Source organism: Rickettsia akari str. Hartford (assembly GCF_000018205.1).
GTDB lineage: Bacteria > Pseudomonadota > Alphaproteobacteria > Rickettsiales > Rickettsiaceae > Rickettsia > Rickettsia akari.
In genome coordinates this window covers 1,171,614-1,193,001 of sequence record NC_009881.1, presented here as the reverse complement: position 1 = coordinate 1,193,001, position 21,388 = coordinate 1,171,614, and the positions used below count along the sequence as shown (strand labels likewise).

The window sequence follows — 21,388 nt, the reverse complement described above, 5'->3', positions numbered from 1 at the left end:
TCCATAGTACCGGACAATTTTAAAAAGTCCTAGATGTCATTCCTACGGAGGCGGGAATCAATGGCATAAAGCAAGATTTTAATTTCAAAAATTTGCTGTATTTATACTTTTTTCTGGATTCCAGCCGACGCGAGAATGACATAAAATGTGTTATGCAACAACGATACCACTGCTCGCAACCACATCCTAAATTAGTATATTACGACGCTGTTATAAAACTGTATAATTTTTCATGGATGTTAGTTAACTTGCCTATATCGCTTCCTCCGGCTTGAGCAAGGCTTGCTTGTCCACCTCCGCCGCTGCCCCCCAAGAATAAAGAGAGTTCTTTTGCAATTATACATGCATTGTATTTGTCTGTTATAGCTTTACTCACCGCAACCGTAATAGATAATTTATCGTTATTACCCGTAATATATACTACTATTAAATCTTCTACTTTGTTCGTTAAATTTGCTGCAGCCTGACGCAATACTTTATTGTCTAAATTCTCTATATGTCGATAAATTAACTTAACTCCTTTTATATCCTCAGCTTGCTTTTCAATTTGCTCTATACTTAAATCTAAACGAGCTAAATGAGTTTTTTCTAACTCTTTCTCAAGTTCCTTATTACGCTCTAGGGTATTATTAACCTTAGTAACAAGTTCGTTTTTGTTAGTCTTTAAACTGTTTTCTATAGATTTAAGTAAACTATCCTTTTCTCTAATTAATTTAATTACGAATTCACCGCAAACTGCTTCAATTCTACGAACACCTGCTGCTATAGCACTTTCGCTTGTAATTTTAAAAGATCCGATATCACCGGTACGTCTAACATGCGTACCGCCACATAATTCTAAAGAAGTCTCACCCATCTTAACTACTCTTACCTCAGAGTCGTACTTCTCACCAAAAAGTGCCATAACTCCTTGTTTAACTGCATCTTCAGTTGTCATTAATGTAGTATTTACTTCATGATTATCTCTAATAATCTCATTTACCTTATCTTCGATTGAAGTGATTTCTTCATGAGTCACAGCTTTAGAATGGCTAATATCAAAACGTAAATAAGTCGGAGCGACTAACGAACCTTTTTGTGTAACATGTTGACCAAGTACCTCATGTAGTACTGCATGTAATATATGCGTGGCCGAGTGGTGAATCCTTAAATTTTGTCTATATTTGATGTCTATACTAAAATTAGCACTATCACCTACGTTAATCTGGCCCTTTTTCAAAATACATTTATGGGCTATAATAGAGCCTAAATATTTTAAAGTATCTATTACTTCTATATCAGAATCTTTTGCAAATATCGTTCCAATGTCACCCATCTGACCGCCGGACTCACCGTAAAAAGGTGTTTGGTTGCTGATTAGCAGAAATTGCGTATCTATCTTTTTTATATCATTAACTAAATTATTATCTTTAATTAATGCAATTATTTTACATTCTGCTTCATTAAGCGTATATCCTAAAAACTCCGTGCTACCATGCTGCTCTTTGATGTCAAACCACAACTGATCGGTTTTTGATTCACCGGAGCCAAGCCAAGCTTTTCTAGCACGTTCTTTTTGTGCGAGCATTTGCTCTTCAAACCCCTTATGATCGATGGAGATATCACGGTTTTTTAGAATATCTTCGGTTAAATCAAGCGGAAATCCGTAAGTATCATATAGTTTAAACGCTATTTCTCCTGATAATTCATTACCTTTCTTTAGCGTTTCTGTTTCTTCGGTCAGTAGCTTTAATCCACGTTCTAAAGTAGTTTTAAACCTAATTTCTTCTTGTTCTAAGATTCTGCTGATAAAGCTTTCTGCTCTCTTAAGTTCAGGATAAACACTCCCCATTAAATCAACAAGTTTTGGCAGTAATTTATACATTAACGGCTCTTGTGATCCGAGCATATGGGCATGCCTCATGGCTCGCCTCATAATACGTCGAAGTACGTAACCACGCCCCTCATTTGAAGGAATAACGCCGTCAGCTATTAAAAAGCTACTTGCTCGTAAGTGGTCGGCAATAACTCGGTAAGAAAATTTAGCTTCTCCCTCAATTTTCACTTTTACTATATTTTCGGTAAAATTAATTATTTCCTGAAATAAATCTATGTCATAATTGTTGCTAACATGCTGTAATACTGCAGTCATACGCTCAAGACCCATACCGGTATCGATAGATTTTTGCGGTAACTCTATTCTAGTATCTTTATCGATTTGTTCATATTGCATAAATACCATATTCCAAATTTCGATAAATCTGTCACCGTCTTCGTACTTAGTGCCAGGTAGCCCGCCGTATATTTGTTCTCCGTGGTCATAAAAAATTTCAGAGCAAGGACCACAAGGACCAGTATCTCCCATAGACCAAAAATTATCGTTTGTTTTAATCTTTATTATGCGATCATCCCCAAAACCTGCTATTTTTTTCCAACAAGAAGCCGCTTCGTCATCAGTATGATAAATTGTTGCATACAGCTTGTCTTTTGGGAGTTCAAATTCTTTAGTCAATAAATTCCAGGCGTAATATATTGCTTGTTCTTTAAAATAGTCACCGAATGAAAAATTACCTAGCATTTCAAAAAATGTATGATGTCTTGCTGTATAACCGACATTCTCAAGGTCGTTATGTTTACCGCCGGCTCTAACAGATTTTTGACTAGTTACTGCTGTGTGATAAGGTCTTTTTGTTTGTCCAGTAAAAACATTTTTAAATTGTACCATTCCGGAATTAACAAACATTAAGCTAGGGTCATTGTGTGGAATTAACGAGCTAGCCGGTACATGTGTATGATTATTTGTTTTAAAGTAAGTTATGAATTTACTTCTAACTTCTTCGGTGGTAAATTTAGTCATGGTACGATATATTATTTAATATTATGTCATTCCTTTGTGGATCGGTAAAATCCACCGTATCAGCACGTGGCTTGACCACGGGGTCCATAAAAATATTAGTATTATTATGTATTTTTTAAAGTTGGATCTCGCGATCAAGTCGCGGGATGACAACAGAAAATCAGTCCACGCAACAATGTTACGCAGGTCTGACTTTGCATATAGTAAAATACACTGAATTATGATTAAAATAAATTTATTTATGAAAAATATTTTTGATTCGAGCAAATTAGATTTTGTTAATTTTTTAACAAAATTAAAGATATTTTCTTTCAAAAGAAAAAAGATCGTGCTGTTACTAGGTAATCAAGGTGTATTTCTTAGTACTTTTCTTGATAATAAATTATTAGATAAATTATTTATCCCTACTCAGGAACAGATAGACTTAAATCCTTATAAAAACTTTTTTAGTAAATTTCCAAAAAGCGATATTTATTTTTTACTTGACGGTAGCGAATGTAAGACACGGCACGATCAAATACCTGTATTACAGTCGATAGTTAAACTTGATCCTATTGAACAATTTATCGAAGGTTATTTTAATAAAGAAGATATTATAGCACATTGTGTTTACGAAATTACTACTACACCAAGTGAAATTTGGTCGACTTTAATTATGTCGTGTCCATTTGAAACACTTTTAAGTGATATAATTTCATGCATTATAGATCAAAGATCGCTTGATTTAAAAGACATTTACTTTTTAACGTTAGAGCTAAAAGTTATTATAAATAAAATAGTTCAGAATATAGAAAATGATAAATATAATGATTATTTCCAAATTTGTGTATATGCATCACAAGCTAGCGGTATAAAATTTATTATCAAACATAAAAATAATATAATAACAATTAGAAATCTTGAGTATCCATTTGATAAAACAACCGGCTATGTTCAAGGTATTATAGAACAAGAAATTAATGATTGCTTTATATTATTTAAAAACTATATAAGTAATCTTGACCACAGAGCCTGTATAATTCTTATAGTAGATGAAGAGTTAAAATCTTTATTAGAATCAACAAATTTTGAAGATTGCCCTGTAATCTTTATACCGGTTGATAATATACTAAACACGCAAGCTCTAGAAAAAGAAAGATTTATAGATACGAATATTAGTAGGCTGTTTCTAGAATATAAGAGTTTTCCTGCTTATAATAATAATTTAAAATCAATAAAAAAACTAGTTACTATAAAAGATCTGACATTTAAATTATATAATGCATTACTTATAATATTAATATTAGTGGTTTGTATTATTAAATATAATACAAACCAGAATTACAAAGATATAAACTCTATTAATGAAAAATATTATGCAACAAACCAAGAATATGATAGTATCAAATATAAATATCCTTATATTAAAAATACTACTAGCATCGCTGATTTATATGTAATAGGAAAATTACTAGAAACACCTGTACCGCTACCCTTTGATTTGCTTAACAGACTTATAATTACTTTAAATCCGGCTTTTAAATTAGAAGAAATTAAATGGGAATTAACAAATATAGATAATGTTTTATTAGTTTCTAAGAGACAATTAATAATCAAATTAATACTTAAATATTATACTAATAATCTGTCGATAGATGAATCTCTAAAGCTGCTAGATGATCATATGCAAAACGTAAAAAATCAATTATCTAATTTGCAGATAGATTATGTTATATATAAGGATAAAATACTTGATATATTCGGTAAGGTAGTAATTCCTTTATCGGTTAATATAGTTGACAATAAGACCTAGTATTCTAGGTCATTCCTGCGGAAGCGGGAAGGCATTGTTGTGTGGATATCTCATCGTCATTGCGAGGAGCGAAGCGACGCGGTAATCCAGAAAAAATAATCAAAAATTCTGTAAATCAGAATTTTTTACTGGATTGCTTCGTTGCATTACTACGTAGTTCTTATCGCAATGACGGAAAACCGAACAACTCAGGCAATGCCATGCGGGCATGACATAAGTCATGCAACAGCATTCATAACCCAAGGTAAAGATAATGTTTGAAAAATATATTATGTATTTAAAGAATCTTATATTCTTTCAATTTATTATATATTTCTTCTTTATTTCCTTAACTATTTGGATAATAAAAAATTGCCAACAAGAATACAGTAAATCTATTCTTGATAAACAAGTTTCACAAGAAAATCTAACAGAGGCAGTTTTAAAGCTTTATTCTGTAATTAACTCTAAAGAAGAAATATTAGAATCTTACAAAAAATATGTAGATTTAAGCCTTCCAAGTGATGTGAGTTGCTTAAATTATGAAAAACTAATTCCTAAAATAAAAAGCTTAAGCACTAAATATGATTTAGTAGAACCTATAGACGTATCTATAAGTTCAGTATTTTTTAAAAATAATGTTCAAGCGATTGAAGGAGGAGAGGGTGAAGCGATTCATCTAAATAATTATAGCATAAATATCAAATATGCATGTGCAGATTTTGTAACTTTTTTAAAAATATTTTCTGAAATTTATTCTTATATGCCTCCTAATACTCTTATATCTTTTGTACGAGTGCGTAATGAAGAAGTGTTAACGCCCAAGAATATATATAAACTTTCAGTGAATCATGCTCCTAATCTTATTTATGCTAAATTGATATTATATATCAGAGAATTAGCCTCAAAATAAATTACTAAAATGAATAATGCAATAGTACTTAATAACATAAATACTAATTTATTTAAAAAAGATATTGTTAATAATTTTGTCAATAATCTTACGCAATCTACTTGCTCTACTATTGCAAATATGCTGGCTATAGATTATACGCTAAGGCTTAATTCTAAGCCGGAAGCTGAAAAATATATTAATAAATGTATTTCTAGACTCAAAAATTATTTAGGTATGCGGGTTATTAATGATGATAATTTTTCCGTAGCATTGGAGTTATTTGCAATAATGATTACTTCTGAAAATGAAAATGAGCAAAATAAGAATAATATTTTACAGCAATCACAAGATATAATAGCAGAAAATCTTGTAGAGGTTTATTTTGGAGATAAAAAAATAAATAGTACCGAAAAAGAAAAAGTTAAAAATATATTTAAAACTCTTTTAAAAGAGAAGAATTGTGACAAAATAATAAACTATGCGGAATCTAATAAAAAATTATTTAAGGCTTCTGTAATGTATGCAATGAAGAAATATAATAATATTGATGAAGCAACAATCTATATAAAGAAAGAATTTAATAAAATATTCGAAATGTCTTTAGCATTTACACAAAAAAGTAATATGTTTAAACAAGCAACCGGAAAAATTGCCGGTGCTGTTTGTGCTTTACTAGTCGGAGCAATTAGTGTTGCGACTGCGGGAGCGGCTTTTTCTATCATAGTTGTACCGGCATCAATTTTTGCTGTCAGATATGCACCCGAACTTGGGGAAAAAATTGGAGGGTTAATTTTAAATAATGATAATGCAATAAAACTAGAACAAAGCAATATAGATAAGTTTATGAAAACATTACAAAATGATAAAGAAAGTCTTCTATCTCAAGAAAAAACAAAAAACATTAAACAAAATATTAAAGTTTCTCCTTCTCAAATAAATGCTCAATTAACTAAGAAAGTGATTAATGAAAAATATAGATAGGGTATCGTAATTGCGAGTGACTGTAGATGTTGCCCGTATGGTTCGAAAGACTTACTCGATGTCATTCCTGCGAGGCATTGGCGTTATTCCATGGATAGTTTTTTCGTCATTGCGAGGAAAAACTGTAAGTTGTGACGAAGCAATTCAGTTAAAAATGCTAATTTTTAGCATTTTTTTAATTATTTTTACTGGATTGACGCACGGTCTTCGACCGCTCGCAGTGACGGAGGTGGTGTCCACGCAACAACGCCCCACTTTCGCAGGAATGACATAAATGAGCTGTACAATGAAGCTATAAAGTTATTTTTACTTGAGAATGTACAATATTCCTTTTATTATCTTGTTTTAAAATCAATAAAATAACTTAATGAGAAAAGTAATAATACCGGGAATGATCGGTAATGCTGCTGAGTGGTTTGATTATGCGTTATATGCACAATTTGCTTATATTATAGGGCAGCATTTTTTTCCTGATTCTGAAATGCGTGATACATTAACGTTTGCTGTATTTGCTGCGGGTTTTATAGTGCGTCCACTCGGAGGTATTATTTTCGGTAATATCGGAGATAGATTCGGTAGACGCACTGCTTTAGTTATTGGTATTATAACTATGACGGTGCCGACTACAGGAATAGGGCTACTCCCTAGTTATCACACTATTGGAATTGCTGCCCCCATCATTTTGACTATTATTAGGCTTATACAAGGTTTTTCTCTAGGAGGTGAGTTTAGCGGCTGTATTTCTTATATAGTAGAGCATGCTTCGTTTGAGCAAAGAGGGATTGCAGGAAGTGCCTCGTTTGTTAGTATGTGTGGCGGTATGCTTCTTGGGCTACTAACTTCTGCCGGTTTTTCTTATTTTATGCCTGCCGATATGCTATTTGAATGGGGTTGGAGAATACCTTTTATCGCAGGATTATTTATTGGCTCTATAGGTCTATATATCAGAAAAAATTTAGCAGCAAGCCCTATTTATAAAAAAGCTAAAGAGAACGGCATGTTAACACGTTTTCCTTTGTGTGAAACATTAACTAAATCTCCAAAAGAACTCATTATCGCACTTGGTCTTTATATTACTGTAACTGCGCCTTTTTATACTTCTACGGTTTTATCGGTAATTTTATGCAAATGCTTGGTTATACTAATCAGCAAAGCACAATTGTTAGTAGTATAGTATTAATCGTAATGATGACAGTATTTCCTATATCTACGTATGTTTCGGATAAGGTTGGGAGGCGTCCTGTACTAATATGTTGGATTATCTTGTTAATTTTATCAGTCTATCCTATTTTTGTAGCCTTAGGGTCAATGAATTTTACTTTAGCTATAATATCTCAAGTAATATTTGCTGGAATTATCGCTATTTATATGGGACCCATTCCAAAAGTTTTAGTAGAGATATTCCCGACTAGTGTAAGATTTACCGGCATTGCACTTTCATACAACCTTGCAGCTGCTGTATTTGGTGGTGCTGCTCCAATGTTAGCAATGATATTAACGAAAGTGACCGGAGACAATTATGCTATTGCATATTATTTAATTGCACTTGCATTATTGTCTTCTATTCTTCTAAAATTCTACAAAGAAACTTATAAAAAGAATTTGGTAAATTAGGTTCTATGATGAGCGCAGTTTTTGAAATACCAAACGGTGAAAGCAAAGTTTTACTACATTGTTGTTGTGCTCCTTGCGTTGGTCCTTTAATGGAAAAAATGATAGAGAGCGACATTAAATATACACTTTTTTTTTACAATCCTAATATTCACCCTAAAAAAGAATATGAGCTTCGTAAGAACGAAAATATTAAGTTTGCCGAGAAGCATAATATAGAATTTATCGACGCAGATTATGATCCACAAAATTGGTTTAGAAGAGCTAAAGGGATGGAATTTGAGCCTGAGAGAGGTATACGCTGTACAATGTGTTTTGATATGCGTTTCGAGCGTACGGCTTTATATGCTTATGAGAACGGCTTTAAAGTTATAACTAGCTCGCTTGGTATTTCTAGATGGAAAGATATGAACCAAATTAATGAATCAGGAACTAGGGCGGCATCTCATTATGCAGGGATAACCTATTGGACTTATAATTGGCGTAAAGACGGTGGTGCTAGTCGTATGTATGAAATCGCTAAAGAAGAGCATTTTTATAAGCAAGAATTTTGCGGTTGTGTTTATTCTTTCCGTGATACTAACGATTGGCGAGTAGCAAATGATCGCCCTAAGATCGAGATCGGCAAGGAGTATTATTAGTCTCTTAAATTAATAAAAAATATTTTTTAAATCTTTATATTATAATAATCTAGACAATCTAGCTATATTAGGGTTTATTATGAATAAATGGCAGTTATACGAAGCAAAGAATAAGTTAAGTAATATTATTGATATTGCCATGCATGGCACTCCTCTCAGTGTATGACAAAAAGAGGTGAAGACGCAGTTGTCATTATGAGTATAAAAGACTATAAATAACTGATAGATTATAATGAGAGAATTCTTGATATTGACAAAGCAATATGTGAAGAATGGGATGAATTAATGATCATAGACGGTATTAATGCAATTGATGTTTTAATAGCAGCACAAGCAAAACAAAATAATATGATATTAGTTACTAGAAATACCAAACATTATAATATATTTAACATTAAAATATTTAATCCTTTTGACTGATAAAAATTTTATTCCTCACTAATAACTTTTTATGAAAAAACTATCATTTCAACAAATTATTCTGACATTACAAAATTATTGGCAGGATTATGGTTGCGGCATATTACAGCCTTACGATGCCCATGTCGGAGCCGGTACGTTTCACCCTGCAACGGTGCTTAGATGCCTTGGTACTAAACCTTGGTCTGTTGCATATGTTCAACCATCAAGAAGACCAGGCGATAGCAGATACGGTATGCACCCCAATAGAATGCAGCATTATTACCAGTTTCAAGTTATCTTAAAACCGTCGCCAGATGATATTCAAGATTTATATCTTAAAAATTTGGAATGTTTGGGGATAGATTTAAAAAACCATGATATCAGATTTGTTGAAGATGATTGGGAGTCACCGACGCTCGGAGCCTCAGGGCTCGGTTGGGAAGTATGGTGCGATGGTATGGAAGTATCACAATTTACTTATATGCAGCAAATCGGTGGGATTGAATGTCGTCCCGTTGCGTGTGAGATCACTTATGGCTTAGAAAGGCTTGCGTTATACATCCAAGGCGTTGATGTAGTCAAAGCACTTGATTGGAACGGACAAATAGGTGAAAAAGCTTTAAAATACGGTGAAGTAGATTTCGAGGCTGAGCGGCAATTTTCGAAATATAATTTAGAGCTTGCCGATAGCAAGATGTTGCTAAGACATTTTAAAGATAGTGAAGAACAATGCGAGAGGCTAGTGAAGGCAAACTTACCTATGCCGGCTTATGATGAATGCCTTAAAGCAAGTCATTACTTTAATCAATTAAATGCGTTAGGTGTAATTAGTGTAACGGAGCGTGCTTCTTATGTTTTAAGAGTGCGTCATTTAGCTAGAATTTGTTGTATGAAATGGTTGGAGTTAAGCGGTGAGTGAATTATTATTAGAGCTATTTAGTGAAGAAATACCTGCATTTATGCAAAAAAACGCTGAAGAGGGGTATTTAAATATATTCACACAAATTTTTGCAGAAAGCGCAATATTTGCAAAAGTACAAGTATTTGTAGGACCTCGTAGGATAACGCTGTATGCTACCCATTTGCCAAAGGTCACTTTGCCACAAGAGGAAGAAATTAAAGGACCAAGCATAGAATCTCCGGAAGCCGCTATTAACGGCTTTTGCAGTGCTCATAATGTTAGTAAATTAGAGCTTTCTACTAAATTAATTAACAATCAGCTATATTATTTCTTTGTCAAAAAGACAAAAGAAAGAGAAATAAAAGAGATTTTGCCTAAGATTATTATAGAGGCTATTAATAAATATAGCTGGGCAAAATCGATGTTTTGGGGTGATTACAAAATAAAATGGATCAGACCTTTGCGAAATATTTTATGTATATTTGATGGTGAAGTACTACCACTGCAATTTGGGCATTTAACCGCTAATAATATTACGTACGGGCATCGTCTTACTGATAATAAAAAATTAGAAGTAACAGATTTTAAAGATTATAGAAATAAGCTTTTAGAAAATAACGTTGTTTTAGAAAGAATAAAGAGAGAAGAAATAATTAAGACCGGCTTATTAGAGCTAGCAAATTCTCAAAATCTAAATATAAAAGAAGATGCGCGTTTAATAGAAGAAGTAGCAGGACTTAGCGAATTTCCTGTCGTATTGCTTGGGAAAATAGCGCAGAAATTCTTAGAGCTACCTAAAGAAGTACTTATTGCTTCGATGCGTACGCATCAGAAATATTTTTGTTTATTTGACAAAACAGGAAATTTTGCACCATATTTTCTCTTTGTTAGTAATGGTAGATTTGCAAATGCTGAACTCGTTATTCAAGGTAATGAAAAAGTACTATCGGCAAGACTTTCCGATGCTTTATATTTTTATAAACAAGATATAGCTAAAACTTTAGAATCAAGATTAGGTAAATTAGAAGCTGTAACATTTCATGCAAAACTTGGTAACTTAAGAGAAAAAATTGAACACATAACCGATATTTGTAATTATATAGCTCCAAATAATAAAGATTTAATTACGGCAGCAAAGCTTTGCAAAAGTGACCTTGTTTCTGAGATGGTTGGAGAATTTCCTGATCTGCAAGGTATTATGGGTTATTATTATGCAAAATATGAAGGGCTAAATGAAGAAATAGCCGCTGCAATTAGAGACCATTATAAACCGCAAGGTTTGAGTGACAATGTAGCAAGCGGAAATGCGGCATTGCTTGCTTTAGCCGATAAGCTAGATAGTCTAGTAGGTTTGATGATAGCAGGCGAAGCTCCAACAGGTTCAGGTGACCCATATGCATTGAGACGTCAAGCTCTTGGTATAATAAGAATAATACTTGAAAATAAATTAGAACTAAATTTAAATGATTTAATTATTTTTTCCTTAAAGTTATATGGAAATTCAGCAGATAAAGATTTAATAACATCTTTCTTTGAAGAAAGAGCAAAATTTTACTTTAAAAATAAATATGATATTTTATTAATTAATGCTGTTCTTGATTTAAATTTAGTAGATACACAATTTAAGCTTGAGACGCTAAAAGAATTTTTAATAGAAGACGCAGGCAAGCAGTTATTAAATGCTTATAAACGAGCGAGCAATATAATCGGTGATCAGAAAATTACCGGCCTAGTTGATGCTAGTCTCTTTAGTACACAGCCTGAAAAAGACTTATTTGAAGTAGTCCAAAAAATTTCTCCACAGATTATAGATAGTATAGCTGATAAAGATTATAAGAGAGCCTTAAATTTATTATCGTTTCTATTAACTCCTATTACTAGCTTTTTTGATAATGTATTAGTTAATGATCCTGATCCAAAAATCGCTCAAAATCGTTTATCGCTATTACAAAATATTTGCGAGTTATTAAATAAAATTGCTAAGTTTAACCGCTTATGACTGAAACTTTCTTATGTAATTCACGCGACAGCGGGAATCCATTAAGCAGATATATAACAAAACCAAAATAACTAAATAATGGTTAGTAAAGCAGTTCAATTTATAAAATCAGGTAAAGTAGTAGTATTCCCAACCGAAACAGTGTATGGAATCGGAGCGGATGCTACTAATAATGAAGCTTGTTTAAAGATTTTTCAGTTTAAAAATCGTCCTGCTAGTAATCCGCTTATTGTGCATGTCTTCTCCATAGAGCAAGCAAAAGAAATAGGCGAGTTTAATGATTTAGCTATAAAAATAGCAGAAAAATTTTGGTCTGGACCATTATCTATAGTTGTCCCTTTAAAAGAGAATGCCAATATTGCCCCTAGTGCAGCTGCAGGACTAAATACCATAGCACTTCGGATACCGTCTTACCCTGTAGCATTAGAGCTTATCAGACAATCAGGCGTGCCTATAGCCGCCCCAAGTGCTAACCCTTCAAACTATATTAGTCCGACTAACGCTGAGCATGTCACAAAACATTTTAAGGATAATCAGGAAATTTTTATTTTAGCACCTGAAATCTATCAATCTGAATATGGTCTAGAGTCAACGATAATTGATACTACAACCGCTACTCCTACTATTCTTAGAGAAGGGTTTATAACTGTTGAAATTTTAGAAGAAGTACTTAGGGTAAAAGTGTTAAAAGCATCAGAAACAAGTGCTATAAAAGCTCCAGGCATGCTTGCGAAACACTATTCACCAAAAGTACCGATCAGGCTAAATGCTATAAATTTAGAGTATAACGAAATCAGCGTCAATTTTGGTAATAGCAATCTTACGGGAAGATTTTCATTAAATCTCAGTACCAAGGGCAATCTTATAGAAGCTGCTGCAAATCTTTATGCGTATTTAAGAATTCTTGACGACTATGCTGCAGCTCATGATGTAAGCGGTATAGCAGTTGCGCCTATACCTCAAGAAAATATTGGTGCTGCAATTAATGATCGCCTAAAACGTGCCGCAAAATCATAAATTTCGGCGTTCTATTCTCCTTAATAGCTTTTTGATGATATTTGGTCATTACATAATTATCATGTGAGGTTAGATAATCATCGTTATTCATAATTTCAAAATTACCGTGCTGTTTTATTAGTTCAATTGCTTCATAAAAATAATTTTCGATATCAGAAGCAAATACTAAATTACCGTTATCTTTTAGCTTATCTTGTAAAACCTTAAGACGCTCTTTATTGAAAATACGTTTCTTTTTTTGCTTATTTTTTATCCATGGATCAGGAAATAAAATATAAATTCCATCTAAACTATTATTTGGTAAATCGTTTAATATTAAGTCCAAATTATTCGGAAATAATAAAAAATTCTTGATATTCTGCTCAGCAGCAAGTTTTAAAACATTTGCAACTCCGTTTAAATATACCTCTACACCAATAAAAAGTGTATCAGGATTCATTTTTGCTTGGTTAATGAAATGCTCACCCATACCAAAACCTATCTCAAGAAATACTTTACGCTTTTCGCTTTCAAGTTTTGCTTTGGAAAATAAATATTTTAGTAGTTCGTTATCTAATAAATTCTGTTGTACTCCTGATAAGCTTTTGCCGACTCGCCTTGCGTATGACCGATTGAGAGTAATAGACGATATTTCTATTACTCTATTATGTGACTGCAAATCTTTATAAATATTGTCGATATTATAGCCGTAATTCAAAAAGATTTTGCTAACTTTTTCTGCTTGGTTAAACCCTATCTCTAATATAATCTTACCGTTTGGTTTTAAGAATGGTTTGGCATTTTTAGCAATTATACGATAAGCTTGCAAGCCGTCCTCTTCAGCAAATAATGCAAAATGCGGTTCGTGGTTCAGTGTCTCAAGTGCCATCTCTGATTTTTCGCTGTGTGATATATATGGTGGGTTGCTAACTATAACATCAAATTTTTGCTTTCCTAAATTTTCAAACCAATCACTGTGAATAATCTGAATGCGATCCGTTACATGATGTTTTATGGCATTACTTTTAGCAACTTCTATTGCTTCAATGCTTATATCGGTTGCAATTATATTAGCATTCGGTAACTCACATAATAGACTGATAGCAACGCAGCCGCTACCTGTACCGAGTTCTAGTATGCTGTCGTTCCGTGGGTTGACCACAGAATCCAGCTTCTTTGTTTCTGGTTTCCCGCTTTCGGTAGAATGACCTTGAGTGCTATGGGAATAACGCTGCAATACAACATCCACCAAAATTTCAGTATCACTTCTAGGAATTAACACATGTTTATTGACAATAAATTCACGTGAGTAGAATTCTTTAACGCCTGTAATATATGTTATAGGTTCATGCTTTAGTCTTCTCTCTAACAATTTTTCAAAAGCTTTTATCTCAGCTTCACTTAACTGTTCATCAAGATTAATAAGCAAATACTCAATAGGTTTATGTATGACATGCTGAAGTAAAATTCGTGCTTCTAATTGCGGCGGACTGATACCTATTTTATTTAATTTATCTGATGCTGTACTCAAGGCTTGTTTTATAGAATATTGCACGGAACAGGTCCAACTCCTATAATTTCTAATATTGCTTTATATATTGTTTTCATAATCATGGGGCTAACAGTAGCTATAATATGCCACAAAATTAAGCGTTTATTATCTATACTACGTATTTGGTCTATTAAAAGATCTGAATCGCTTTCTAATTTATTATGAGCTTTAATACGAATTCGTAAAGGTAAAGCCTCATCTATTAAATTAGTTGTTAGAGGGATGATTAAAGTAGACGGATGATCTGGGTCCAATAGTACTTAATTTTGGATAATCAATACAGGTTTTATTTTACCAAGCTCACTATAGACTCTAGGATTTAAATCGGCAAGCCAAATTTCTCCGAGGTTAACATTCAGGATCATGCTCCATATTCGAAAATTCGGAATTTATTTTCATGCTTTCTTTTCTTGTACGCATACTAATTGCAAATAATTTTTCTTTCCTTTCCTGCTCATATAGGCTTTTATTCATAGTCTCAATAGATCCTCTCTGACTACGTGAAATATGAAGTTTTTAGCCATTTTAGCTACTTCCTTGGCTAAATCATCGTGTAATCTTACAGTAAGTGCAGATATAACTCTTAAGTATTACTAATTATAAGCACACACATAGTGTAATTATAATTGTAATACAATTTATGTCAAGTTCTCATTTTGGCATTGCTCAGTAAAGAATGATAGTAATTAATTTTTATTAAAAAGAAGTAGTAATGAGTTCTCAATCATATCAAGAGCTTTATTATATCGTTTAGTTTTCCTATTAAAGCGAGCAAGATAGTGTCTGATTAAAGAATTTTTGGACTCTACCAAAGCGGTTTCCACTTTAGTTACAACGTGTTGTAAAGCCAACTTATATTTGCCGTACACATCATACGCATCAGTGCACAATATATTAATGTTATACAATTTCTATATACGAGTAACAATACCTAAATAACAATAAAAATCTCTAGTTTCACTTACTTCGATATCAATAATTTTATTCCGCTTTCTGTCAACAGCACGCCAGACATAGGCTCGATTTTTCTTTTTTATAATACGTAAATAATTCGTCTATTTCTAATATTTCAATATCCTCTAATTTCTCCGGTATATTTACATTTCTTAGTTCTTTGCGTATTAATTCTGTAAAATGACGAATTCAATATATTATCAATGTGCTCGACACTTTTTCTAATCTTTCTATTGATCTTATCCCAATGCCTCCACGATACATCTTTATTACTTTTATTCTTTTTTCTAATCCATATTTTATACGTTTATCGCCTATACGATATGTCCCTTTGCAGCTTTTACACTTGTATCTTTGTACCATTTTTGACGTCCGACCATTCTTTACTCAACTCTTATTACCGCACCATTTACAATATTCCATTAGCTTTCCTTTTTCTTAATAGAGTATCTTATTTTTATCTCTTATCAATCTTGATTTTGCAGTACCCTCATTTTCTACCTATATTTTCATCTCTAAAATATCTTCTACACTACCAAAAGGATCTTGTTTTCTTAAGCTCGGTAAATTTGTGCAATACATCGGTGGCTATAATAGCTTCCATATCCCTTGGCAGCTCACAAGAAAATTCCATAATCTTATTACTAGTCGGATGTGTAAAGCTTAAATACCAAGAATGCAGGGCTTGGCGTTTAAAATCGATTAATTTTGCTTTTAGTGCAGGAGAAGAATGAGCAATTTTTCGGTCGTTATTGCCGTAAGTTTGATCGCCGACCACCGAATGCTTTACATGGCTTAGCTGCACTCTGATTTGATGAGTTCTACCGGTATTAAGTCTGCATTCCACCATACTAATAGTGCCGCCGTAAAACAGCTCTAAAGTCTTGTAATGCGTAACAGCTTCTTTACCGCCATATTTTAATATGCTCATTTTTTGACGCTCTACTCGGCTACGACCTATATTATTCTTAATGACTCCTGCTAGCGGATTAATTACTCCCCACACTAACGCTTTATATTTCCGTATTACCTGCCTTTGCTCTATCTGATTTGCAAGCAACATATGTGCTTTATTATTTTTAGCAACTACCATTAAGCCCGTAGTATCCTTATCCAAACGATGCACTATCCCAGGTCTTGCTGCTGAACCTATATCCGATAGATTCTTCGTATGATAAAGTAATGCATTAACAAGCGTATCGTCATGATGTCCTGCCCCTGGGTGTACTGTCATACCTGCAGCTTTGTTAATTACTATCAAATCATCATCTTCATAAATTATATCAAGTGCTATATTTACTGCTGCAATTTTTAGCTCTTCAGGTTCTTTAAAAGCAAATAGTATAACATCATTCTCCTTGACCAAAACATCAGGATCAGAAATAATTACATCATTAACTAGTACTTGCGAATTTTTAATAGCTTTTTGGATTTGGTTTCTAGAAATCTTTTCAAGAAGTTGTGACAAAGCTTTATCGAGTCGTATGTTATTTAGTTCGTTTGGTACATTATATGTTAACATATTTTATTTTAAGATAATGAGTAATACGCTTAAATGGTTAAGTGCAATCGGTGTTGAATATTACTGCTCTGAGCACCCACCGAAATTAAAGGTATGTAATAATACTGAACTAACTGAAAAGTCACAAGTAAAACTTATGTCTACAAAAAAAACTGTATTCAATACGAATAGAAATCTTTCAAAATTTCCTTATAGAGAGGAATTTAAAGGAGACACTTCACATCGAACCTCAGCGTACACAAGCGTATGTGAGGTTGAGGGGTTAGGATCGACATCTAAACTACCTCTAGCAGTAGGGTTTGGAAAGCTTTCTAATGATAAAGTTCATGATAATATAACCCTAGCAAGATCTCTTGCAGATAAAGCTAATAATATCGCAGAATTAAAAGAATCTCTACTAAATTTTAATGGTTGTGCACTTAAGAAATTTGCTACTAATACGGTTTTCGGTGATGGTAATTTGGAAGCTAAAATTATGTTAATAGGCGAAGCTCCTGGGATTACTGAGGATTTGAAAGGAATACCTTTTTGCGGCGAAAGCGGCAATTTACTCGATAATATGCTACATGCTATCGGAATTTCACGAAAAAATAACGCTTATATTACTAATACGGTATTTTGGCGTCCTCCCGCTAATAGACAGCCAACGCTTGAAGAAGTCGATATTTGTAAACCATTTGTTGAGAAACATATTGCGCTTATTAGCCCGACGCTAATTATTCTAGTCGGTAGCACGGCTGCAACTAGCTTACTCGGAAAAAATTCAGGCATTACTAAAATTAGACAAGAATATTATTTTTATACCAATAAATATCTATCAGCTCCTATTCAAACTACTGCAATCTTCCACCCTGCCTATTTACTTCGCCAACCTATGCAAAAACGTACCTCTTGGTATGATTTACTCAAAATTAAGGAGTATTTAGTGAATACGGGTTTGCTCGTTAACTAAAAAATTTAAGAAAAACTTTCAGCTTAAATCTTCTTGAAACAACATATAATGTTATGCTAATATCAATTATTGTTATTTTAAAGGGAGTATTGTAAGTATTTATTTAACTCCTGAATTTGAAAAGTATGTAAATAGACAGGTAGAAAGTGGCTTTTACCATTCTTCAAGTGAAGTTATAAGAGCAGTGTTACGTTTAATGGTCAAATCTGAAAATATTTCTCAAAATGCTCAGTTTGAAAATTATAAAACATGGCTTAATCACGAAATACAGATTGGTTTAGATCAAGCTGCTGAATATAAATTAATTCCAGGAGAAAAAGCGTTACAAGATATGCGTGATTTTCGTAAAGCGTATTTAGAAAACAATAGTTAAAAATCAATTTATTTTAACTAGCCATGCTGAACAAGATATCAAAGATATTTGGCTTTATATAACAAATGATAGTATTAGAGCAGCTGATGACGTACTAGAATGTTTGGAACAAGCTTTTGATAAATTAGCTCATAATCCTAACATTGGAAGTGAACGTGAAGATTTAACAAATAACACTTGCGCTTTTGGATTGTATATAATTATTATATTATTTGCGCTCCTGATACCAGCCCTTTACAAATTTTACGTATTATAAGTTTGTATCGAATATAGAAAATTTTTAAAGCCTCATAAATACTAATTCATTTCTAATTTCATTAAATTAGGGTTATATTTACTGATGTATAAAAATAGGGTATATCCATTATGACCAATGACAATGATTCTGATTCAGAATTTGCCGAATTAAAAATCAGAGGAAAAATATTTCAATTACCTATACTTAAAGCAAGTATAGGTGAGGATGTAATCGACATAAGCAGGGTATCTGCGGAAGTCAATTGTTTTACTTATGACCCGGGTTTTATGTCTACTGCTTCTTGTAAGTCTACTATCACTTATATAGACGGTGATAAAGGAATCTTGCGGCATCGAGGATATAATATTAAAGATTTAGCCGAGAAGAGCGATTTTTTGGAAGTGGCATATTTGCTAATCTATGGAGAATTACCAAGCATCGAGCAGTATAATAATTTCACTAAACAGGTTGCTCATCATTCATTAGTGAATGAAAGATTACACTATTTATTTCAAACCTTTTGTAGCTCTTCTCATCCTATGGCTATTATGCTTGCGGCTATTGGTTCTCTGTCGGCATTTTATCCTGATTTACTGAATTTTAAAGAAGCAGACTACGAACTTACCGCTATTAGAATGATTGCTAAGATACCAACTATCGCCGCAATGTCTTATAAATATTCTATAGGACAACCGTTTGTTTATCCTGATAATTCGTTAGATTTTACTGAAAATTTTCTGCATATGATGTTTGCAACGCCTTGTACAAAATACAAAGTAAATCCAATAATAAAAAATGCGCTTAATAAGATATTTATCCTACATGCAGACCATGAGCAGAATGCTTCTACTTCAACAGTCCGAATAGCTGGTTCATCTGGAGCTAATGCTTTTGCGTGTATTAGCACTGGTATTGCATCACTTTGGGGACCTGCTCACGGCGGAGCTAATGAAGCGGTAATAAACATGCTTAAAGAAATCGGTAGTTCTGAGAATATACCTAAATATATAGCTAAAGCTAAGGATAAAAGTGATCCGTTTAGGTTAATGGGTTTCGGTCATCGTGTATATAAAAACTATGACCCACGTGCCTCAGTACTTAAAGAAACGTGCAAAGAAGTATTAAAGGAACTTGGGCAGCTAGAAAATAATCCACTTTTACAAATAGCAATAGAACTTGAAGCTATCGCTCTTAAAGATGAATATTTTATTGAGAGAAAATTATATCCAAATGTTGATTTTTATTCAGGTATTATCTATAAAGCTATGGGTATACCGTCGCAAATGTTCACGGTACTTTTTGCAATAGCAAGAACCGTAGGCTGGATGGCACAATGGAAAGAAATGCACGAAGACCCTGGACAAAAAATCAGCAGACCTAGACAGCTTTATACCGGTTATGTACATAGAGAGTATACGGGTATCGGGGAAAGGTAAACATTATCGTGAGCGGGTATTGCGTTGTGTGGACACCAAATCCGTCATTGCGAGGAGCCATAGGCGACGTGGCAATCTAGAAAATAATTTAAAAAATAAATTCGGTAAATTAGAATTTTTTACTGGATTGATTCGTCAATTGCTATGCAATGGCCTCGCAATGACAGAAAACCGGCTCCACGCACTCCTTTGCAATGACGTTGAAAATATAAATCATATGAATTTTATTGATGAAGTTAAAATATATATAAAAGGCGGGAACGGCGGTAATGGTTGCGTTAGTTTCCATCGTGAGAAATTTATTGACAGAGGCGGACCGGACGGTGGGGACGGTGGGCGTGGCGGTAGTGTTATATTTAGGAGTAATCACCATCTTAATACGCTAGTAAATTATCGATATAAACAGCATTTTACCGCAGAAAACGGCGAAAATGGTAAAGGTTCAAATAGAAGCGGCAAATCAGGAAAATCATTAGTTCTTGATGTTCCCATCGGTACTCAAATCTTTTCCGAGGACGGCAATATATTATTGCATGACTTCACTGAAGATGACCAAAGCTTTGAAATAATTAAAGGAGGAAGCGGTGGTCTTGGTAACAGCCATTTCAAAACGTCGGTTAATCAAGCTCCGAGGAAGCGTACGGAAGGGGAAATTGCCGAAGAAATGTGGATTCATTTAAGCTTAAAGCTTCTCTCTGATGTTGGGCTTGTGGGTCTCCCAAATGCCGGTAAATCTACTTTTTTATCGGTTGTAACGGCCGCCAAGCCTAAAATTGCCGATTATCCTTTTACTACTTTAGTGCCGCATCTTGGAGTGGTGTATGTTGATGACGAAGAGTTCGTAATAGCTGATATTCCAGGTTTGATTGAAGGAGCTCATCAAGGACACGGACTTGGCGATAAATTCTTAAAGCATATAGAAAGATGTAATGTATTAATACATTTAATAGACGGCTCTAGTAATGATGTAGTGGTAGATTATAACACGGTACGTCTTGAACTTGGGTCATATTCCGACCATCTAGAACATAAAATCGAAATCATATGTCTTAATAAATGTGATGTTCTTACCGATGAGGAAATACAAGAAAAAATAAATAAGTTACAACAAGCTACTAATAAAGAAGTTTTTTCTATCTCTACATACACTAATCTAGGGGTAAATAAAATAGTTAAACTAGCTTTAAAGATTATAAAAAATCAGGAGTAATATATTGCCGGAGCTAAGAAAGACGTGCATTGCCCGCGTGGATACCGATGTCATTCCTGCAAAAGCATGAATCCAAAAAAAAGTATAAGTACAGCAAATTTTCAAAATTAAAAGCTCG

The 21,388-nt window shown here is 33.3% G+C and carries 17 protein-coding genes and 4 pseudogenes; 15 read left to right on the top strand and 6 right to left on the bottom strand.

Going from position 1 to position 21,388, the window contains the following annotated elements; all coding sequences use genetic code 11:
- Window positions 1-199 precede the first annotated feature (199 nt).
- A complete protein-coding gene (alaS, locus tag A1C_RS05915; protein WP_012150177.1) occupies window positions 200-2,836 on the bottom strand; it encodes an alanine--tRNA ligase in 2,637 nt (878 codons plus the stop codon).
- Between the two features lie 220 nt (window positions 2,837-3,056).
- Between alaS and A1C_RS05910 the strand changes: the two genes are divergently transcribed.
- From A1C_RS05910 to A1C_RS05875, 10 genes and pseudogenes are all read left to right on the top strand, one after another.
- On the top strand, window positions 3,057-4,628 hold the full coding sequence (locus tag A1C_RS05910) for a hypothetical protein (RefSeq protein ID WP_012150176.1): 1,572 nt from the start codon (window positions 3,057-3,059) through the stop codon (window positions 4,626-4,628).
- A gap of 253 nt (window positions 4,629-4,881) precedes the next feature.
- Window positions 4,882-5,520, top strand: a complete 639-nt coding sequence (locus A1C_RS05905; RefSeq protein ID WP_012150175.1) for a hypothetical protein — start codon at window positions 4,882-4,884, stop codon at window positions 5,518-5,520.
- Between the two features lie 9 nt (window positions 5,521-5,529).
- Entirely contained in the window at window positions 5,530-6,483 is a 954-nt protein-coding gene (locus A1C_RS05900) for an RP853 family protein (RefSeq protein ID WP_012150174.1), read from the top strand.
- Between the two features lie 367 nt (window positions 6,484-6,850).
- A pseudogene (locus tag A1C_RS07905) lies at window positions 6,851-8,097 on the top strand (MFS transporter).
- 8 nt (window positions 8,098-8,105) lie between these two features.
- Entirely contained in the window at window positions 8,106-8,735 is a 630-nt protein-coding gene (locus A1C_RS05890; RefSeq protein WP_012150171.1) for an epoxyqueuosine reductase QueH, read from the top strand.
- Between the two features lie 79 nt (window positions 8,736-8,814).
- Window positions 8,815-8,951: pseudogene (locus A1C_RS08985) on the top strand (type II toxin-antitoxin system Phd/YefM family antitoxin); the annotation flags it as partial.
- A gap of 3 nt (window positions 8,952-8,954) precedes the next feature.
- A pseudogene (locus A1C_RS08980) lies at window positions 8,955-9,155 on the top strand (PIN domain-containing protein); the annotation flags it as partial.
- 31 nt (window positions 9,156-9,186) lie between these two features.
- Complete coding sequence (locus A1C_RS05885; RefSeq protein WP_012150169.1) at window positions 9,187-10,056, top strand: glycine--tRNA ligase subunit alpha; 870 nt, start codon at window positions 9,187-9,189, stop codon at window positions 10,054-10,056.
- Complete coding sequence (gene glyS, locus A1C_RS05880) at window positions 10,049-12,037, top strand: glycine--tRNA ligase subunit beta (RefSeq protein ID WP_012150168.1); 1,989 nt, start codon at window positions 10,049-10,051, stop codon at window positions 12,035-12,037. The genes A1C_RS05885 and glyS overlap by 8 nt, the downstream gene beginning before the upstream one ends.
- 78 nt (window positions 12,038-12,115) lie before the next feature.
- Complete coding sequence (locus tag A1C_RS05875) at window positions 12,116-13,054, top strand: L-threonylcarbamoyladenylate synthase (RefSeq protein WP_012150167.1); 939 nt, start codon at window positions 12,116-12,118, stop codon at window positions 13,052-13,054.
- Here the strand turns inward: A1C_RS05875 and trmB are convergent.
- From trmB to A1C_RS05855, 5 genes and pseudogenes are all read right to left on the bottom strand, one after another.
- Window positions 13,020-14,588 (bottom strand): bifunctional peptide chain release factor N(5)-glutamine methyltransferase PrmC/tRNA (guanosine(46)-N7)-methyltransferase TrmB, encoded by a 1,569-nt coding sequence (gene trmB / locus A1C_RS05870; protein WP_012150166.1) that lies wholly within the window; start codon window positions 14,586-14,588, stop codon window positions 13,020-13,022. The genes A1C_RS05875 and trmB overlap by 35 nt on opposite strands.
- Window positions 14,573-14,950 (bottom strand): annotated as a pseudogene (locus A1C_RS05865) (type II toxin-antitoxin system PemK/MazF family toxin). Before A1C_RS05865 ends, trmB begins: the two are co-directional and overlap by 16 nt.
- Window positions 14,934-15,059, bottom strand: a complete 126-nt coding sequence (locus A1C_RS09155; protein WP_012150164.1) for a hypothetical protein — start codon at window positions 15,057-15,059, stop codon at window positions 14,934-14,936. Before A1C_RS09155 ends, A1C_RS05865 begins: the two are co-directional and overlap by 17 nt.
- 212 nt (window positions 15,060-15,271) lie before the next feature.
- Window positions 15,272-15,454 (bottom strand): hypothetical protein, encoded by a 183-nt coding sequence (locus A1C_RS09650; protein WP_157211911.1) that lies wholly within the window; start codon window positions 15,452-15,454, stop codon window positions 15,272-15,274.
- A 617-nt stretch (window positions 15,455-16,071) separates the two neighbouring features.
- On the bottom strand, window positions 16,072-17,061 hold the full coding sequence (locus A1C_RS05855) for an RluA family pseudouridine synthase (protein WP_012150163.1): 990 nt from the start codon (window positions 17,059-17,061) through the stop codon (window positions 16,072-16,074).
- 16 nt (window positions 17,062-17,077) lie between these two features.
- Between A1C_RS05855 and A1C_RS05850 the strand changes: the two genes are divergently transcribed.
- From A1C_RS05850 to obgE, 5 genes are all read left to right on the top strand, one after another.
- Entirely contained in the window at window positions 17,078-18,013 is a 936-nt protein-coding gene (locus A1C_RS05850) for a uracil-DNA glycosylase family protein (protein WP_041816868.1), read from the top strand.
- Between the two features lie 61 nt (window positions 18,014-18,074).
- Complete coding sequence (locus A1C_RS09150; RefSeq protein WP_332239181.1) at window positions 18,075-18,386, top strand: type II toxin-antitoxin system ParD family antitoxin; 312 nt, start codon at window positions 18,075-18,077, stop codon at window positions 18,384-18,386.
- Window positions 18,379-18,642 (top strand): type II toxin-antitoxin system RelE/ParE family toxin, encoded by a 264-nt coding sequence (locus tag A1C_RS07400; RefSeq protein ID WP_332239180.1) that lies wholly within the window; start codon window positions 18,379-18,381, stop codon window positions 18,640-18,642. Before A1C_RS09150 ends, A1C_RS07400 begins: the two co-directional genes overlap by 8 nt.
- Before the next feature lie 110 nt (window positions 18,643-18,752).
- The gene (locus tag A1C_RS05840; RefSeq protein ID WP_012150160.1) at window positions 18,753-20,060 is read left to right on the top strand and encodes a citrate synthase; all 1,308 of its coding nucleotides are present in this window, start codon (window positions 18,753-18,755) and stop codon (window positions 20,058-20,060) included.
- Between the two features lie 217 nt (window positions 20,061-20,277).
- Window positions 20,278-21,270, top strand: coding sequence for a GTPase ObgE (gene obgE / locus A1C_RS05835; RefSeq protein WP_012150159.1), 993 nt, complete (start codon window positions 20,278-20,280; stop codon window positions 21,268-21,270).
- Window positions 21,271-21,388 lie beyond the last annotated feature (118 nt).

Bases quoted from the DNA above. Each gene is read 5' to 3' on its own strand.
- obgE (WP_012150159.1), top strand. From the start codon at position 20,278: ATGAATTTTATTGATGAAGTTAAAATATATATAAAAGGCGGGAACGGC.
- A1C_RS05910 (WP_012150176.1), top strand. From the start codon at position 3,057: ATGATTAAAATAAATTTATTTATGAAAAATATTTTTGATTCGAGCAAA.
- A1C_RS05885 (WP_012150169.1), top strand. From the start codon at position 9,187: ATGAAAAAACTATCATTTCAACAAATTATTCTGACATTACAAAATTAT.
- A1C_RS05905 (WP_012150175.1), top strand. From the start codon at position 4,882: ATGTTTGAAAAATATATTATGTATTTAAAGAATCTTATATTCTTTCAA.
- A1C_RS05855 (WP_012150163.1), bottom strand. From the start codon at position 17,061: ATGTTAACATATAATGTACCAAACGAACTAAATAACATACGACTCGAT.
- A1C_RS05850 (WP_041816868.1), top strand. From the start codon at position 17,078: ATGAGTAATACGCTTAAATGGTTAAGTGCAATCGGTGTTGAATATTAC.
- A1C_RS05890 (WP_012150171.1), top strand. From the start codon at position 8,106: ATGAGCGCAGTTTTTGAAATACCAAACGGTGAAAGCAAAGTTTTACTA.
- alaS (WP_012150177.1), bottom strand. From the start codon at position 2,836: ATGACTAAATTTACCACCGAAGAAGTTAGAAGTAAATTCATAACTTAC.
- A1C_RS09155 (WP_012150164.1), bottom strand. From the start codon at position 15,059: ATGAATAAAAGCCTATATGAGCAGGAAAGGAAAGAAAAATTATTTGCA.
- A1C_RS05840 (WP_012150160.1), top strand. From the start codon at position 18,753: ATGACCAATGACAATGATTCTGATTCAGAATTTGCCGAATTAAAAATC.
- A1C_RS05900 (WP_012150174.1), top strand. From the start codon at position 5,530: ATGAATAATGCAATAGTACTTAATAACATAAATACTAATTTATTTAAA.
- A1C_RS05875 (WP_012150167.1), top strand. From the start codon at position 12,116: ATGGTTAGTAAAGCAGTTCAATTTATAAAATCAGGTAAAGTAGTAGTA.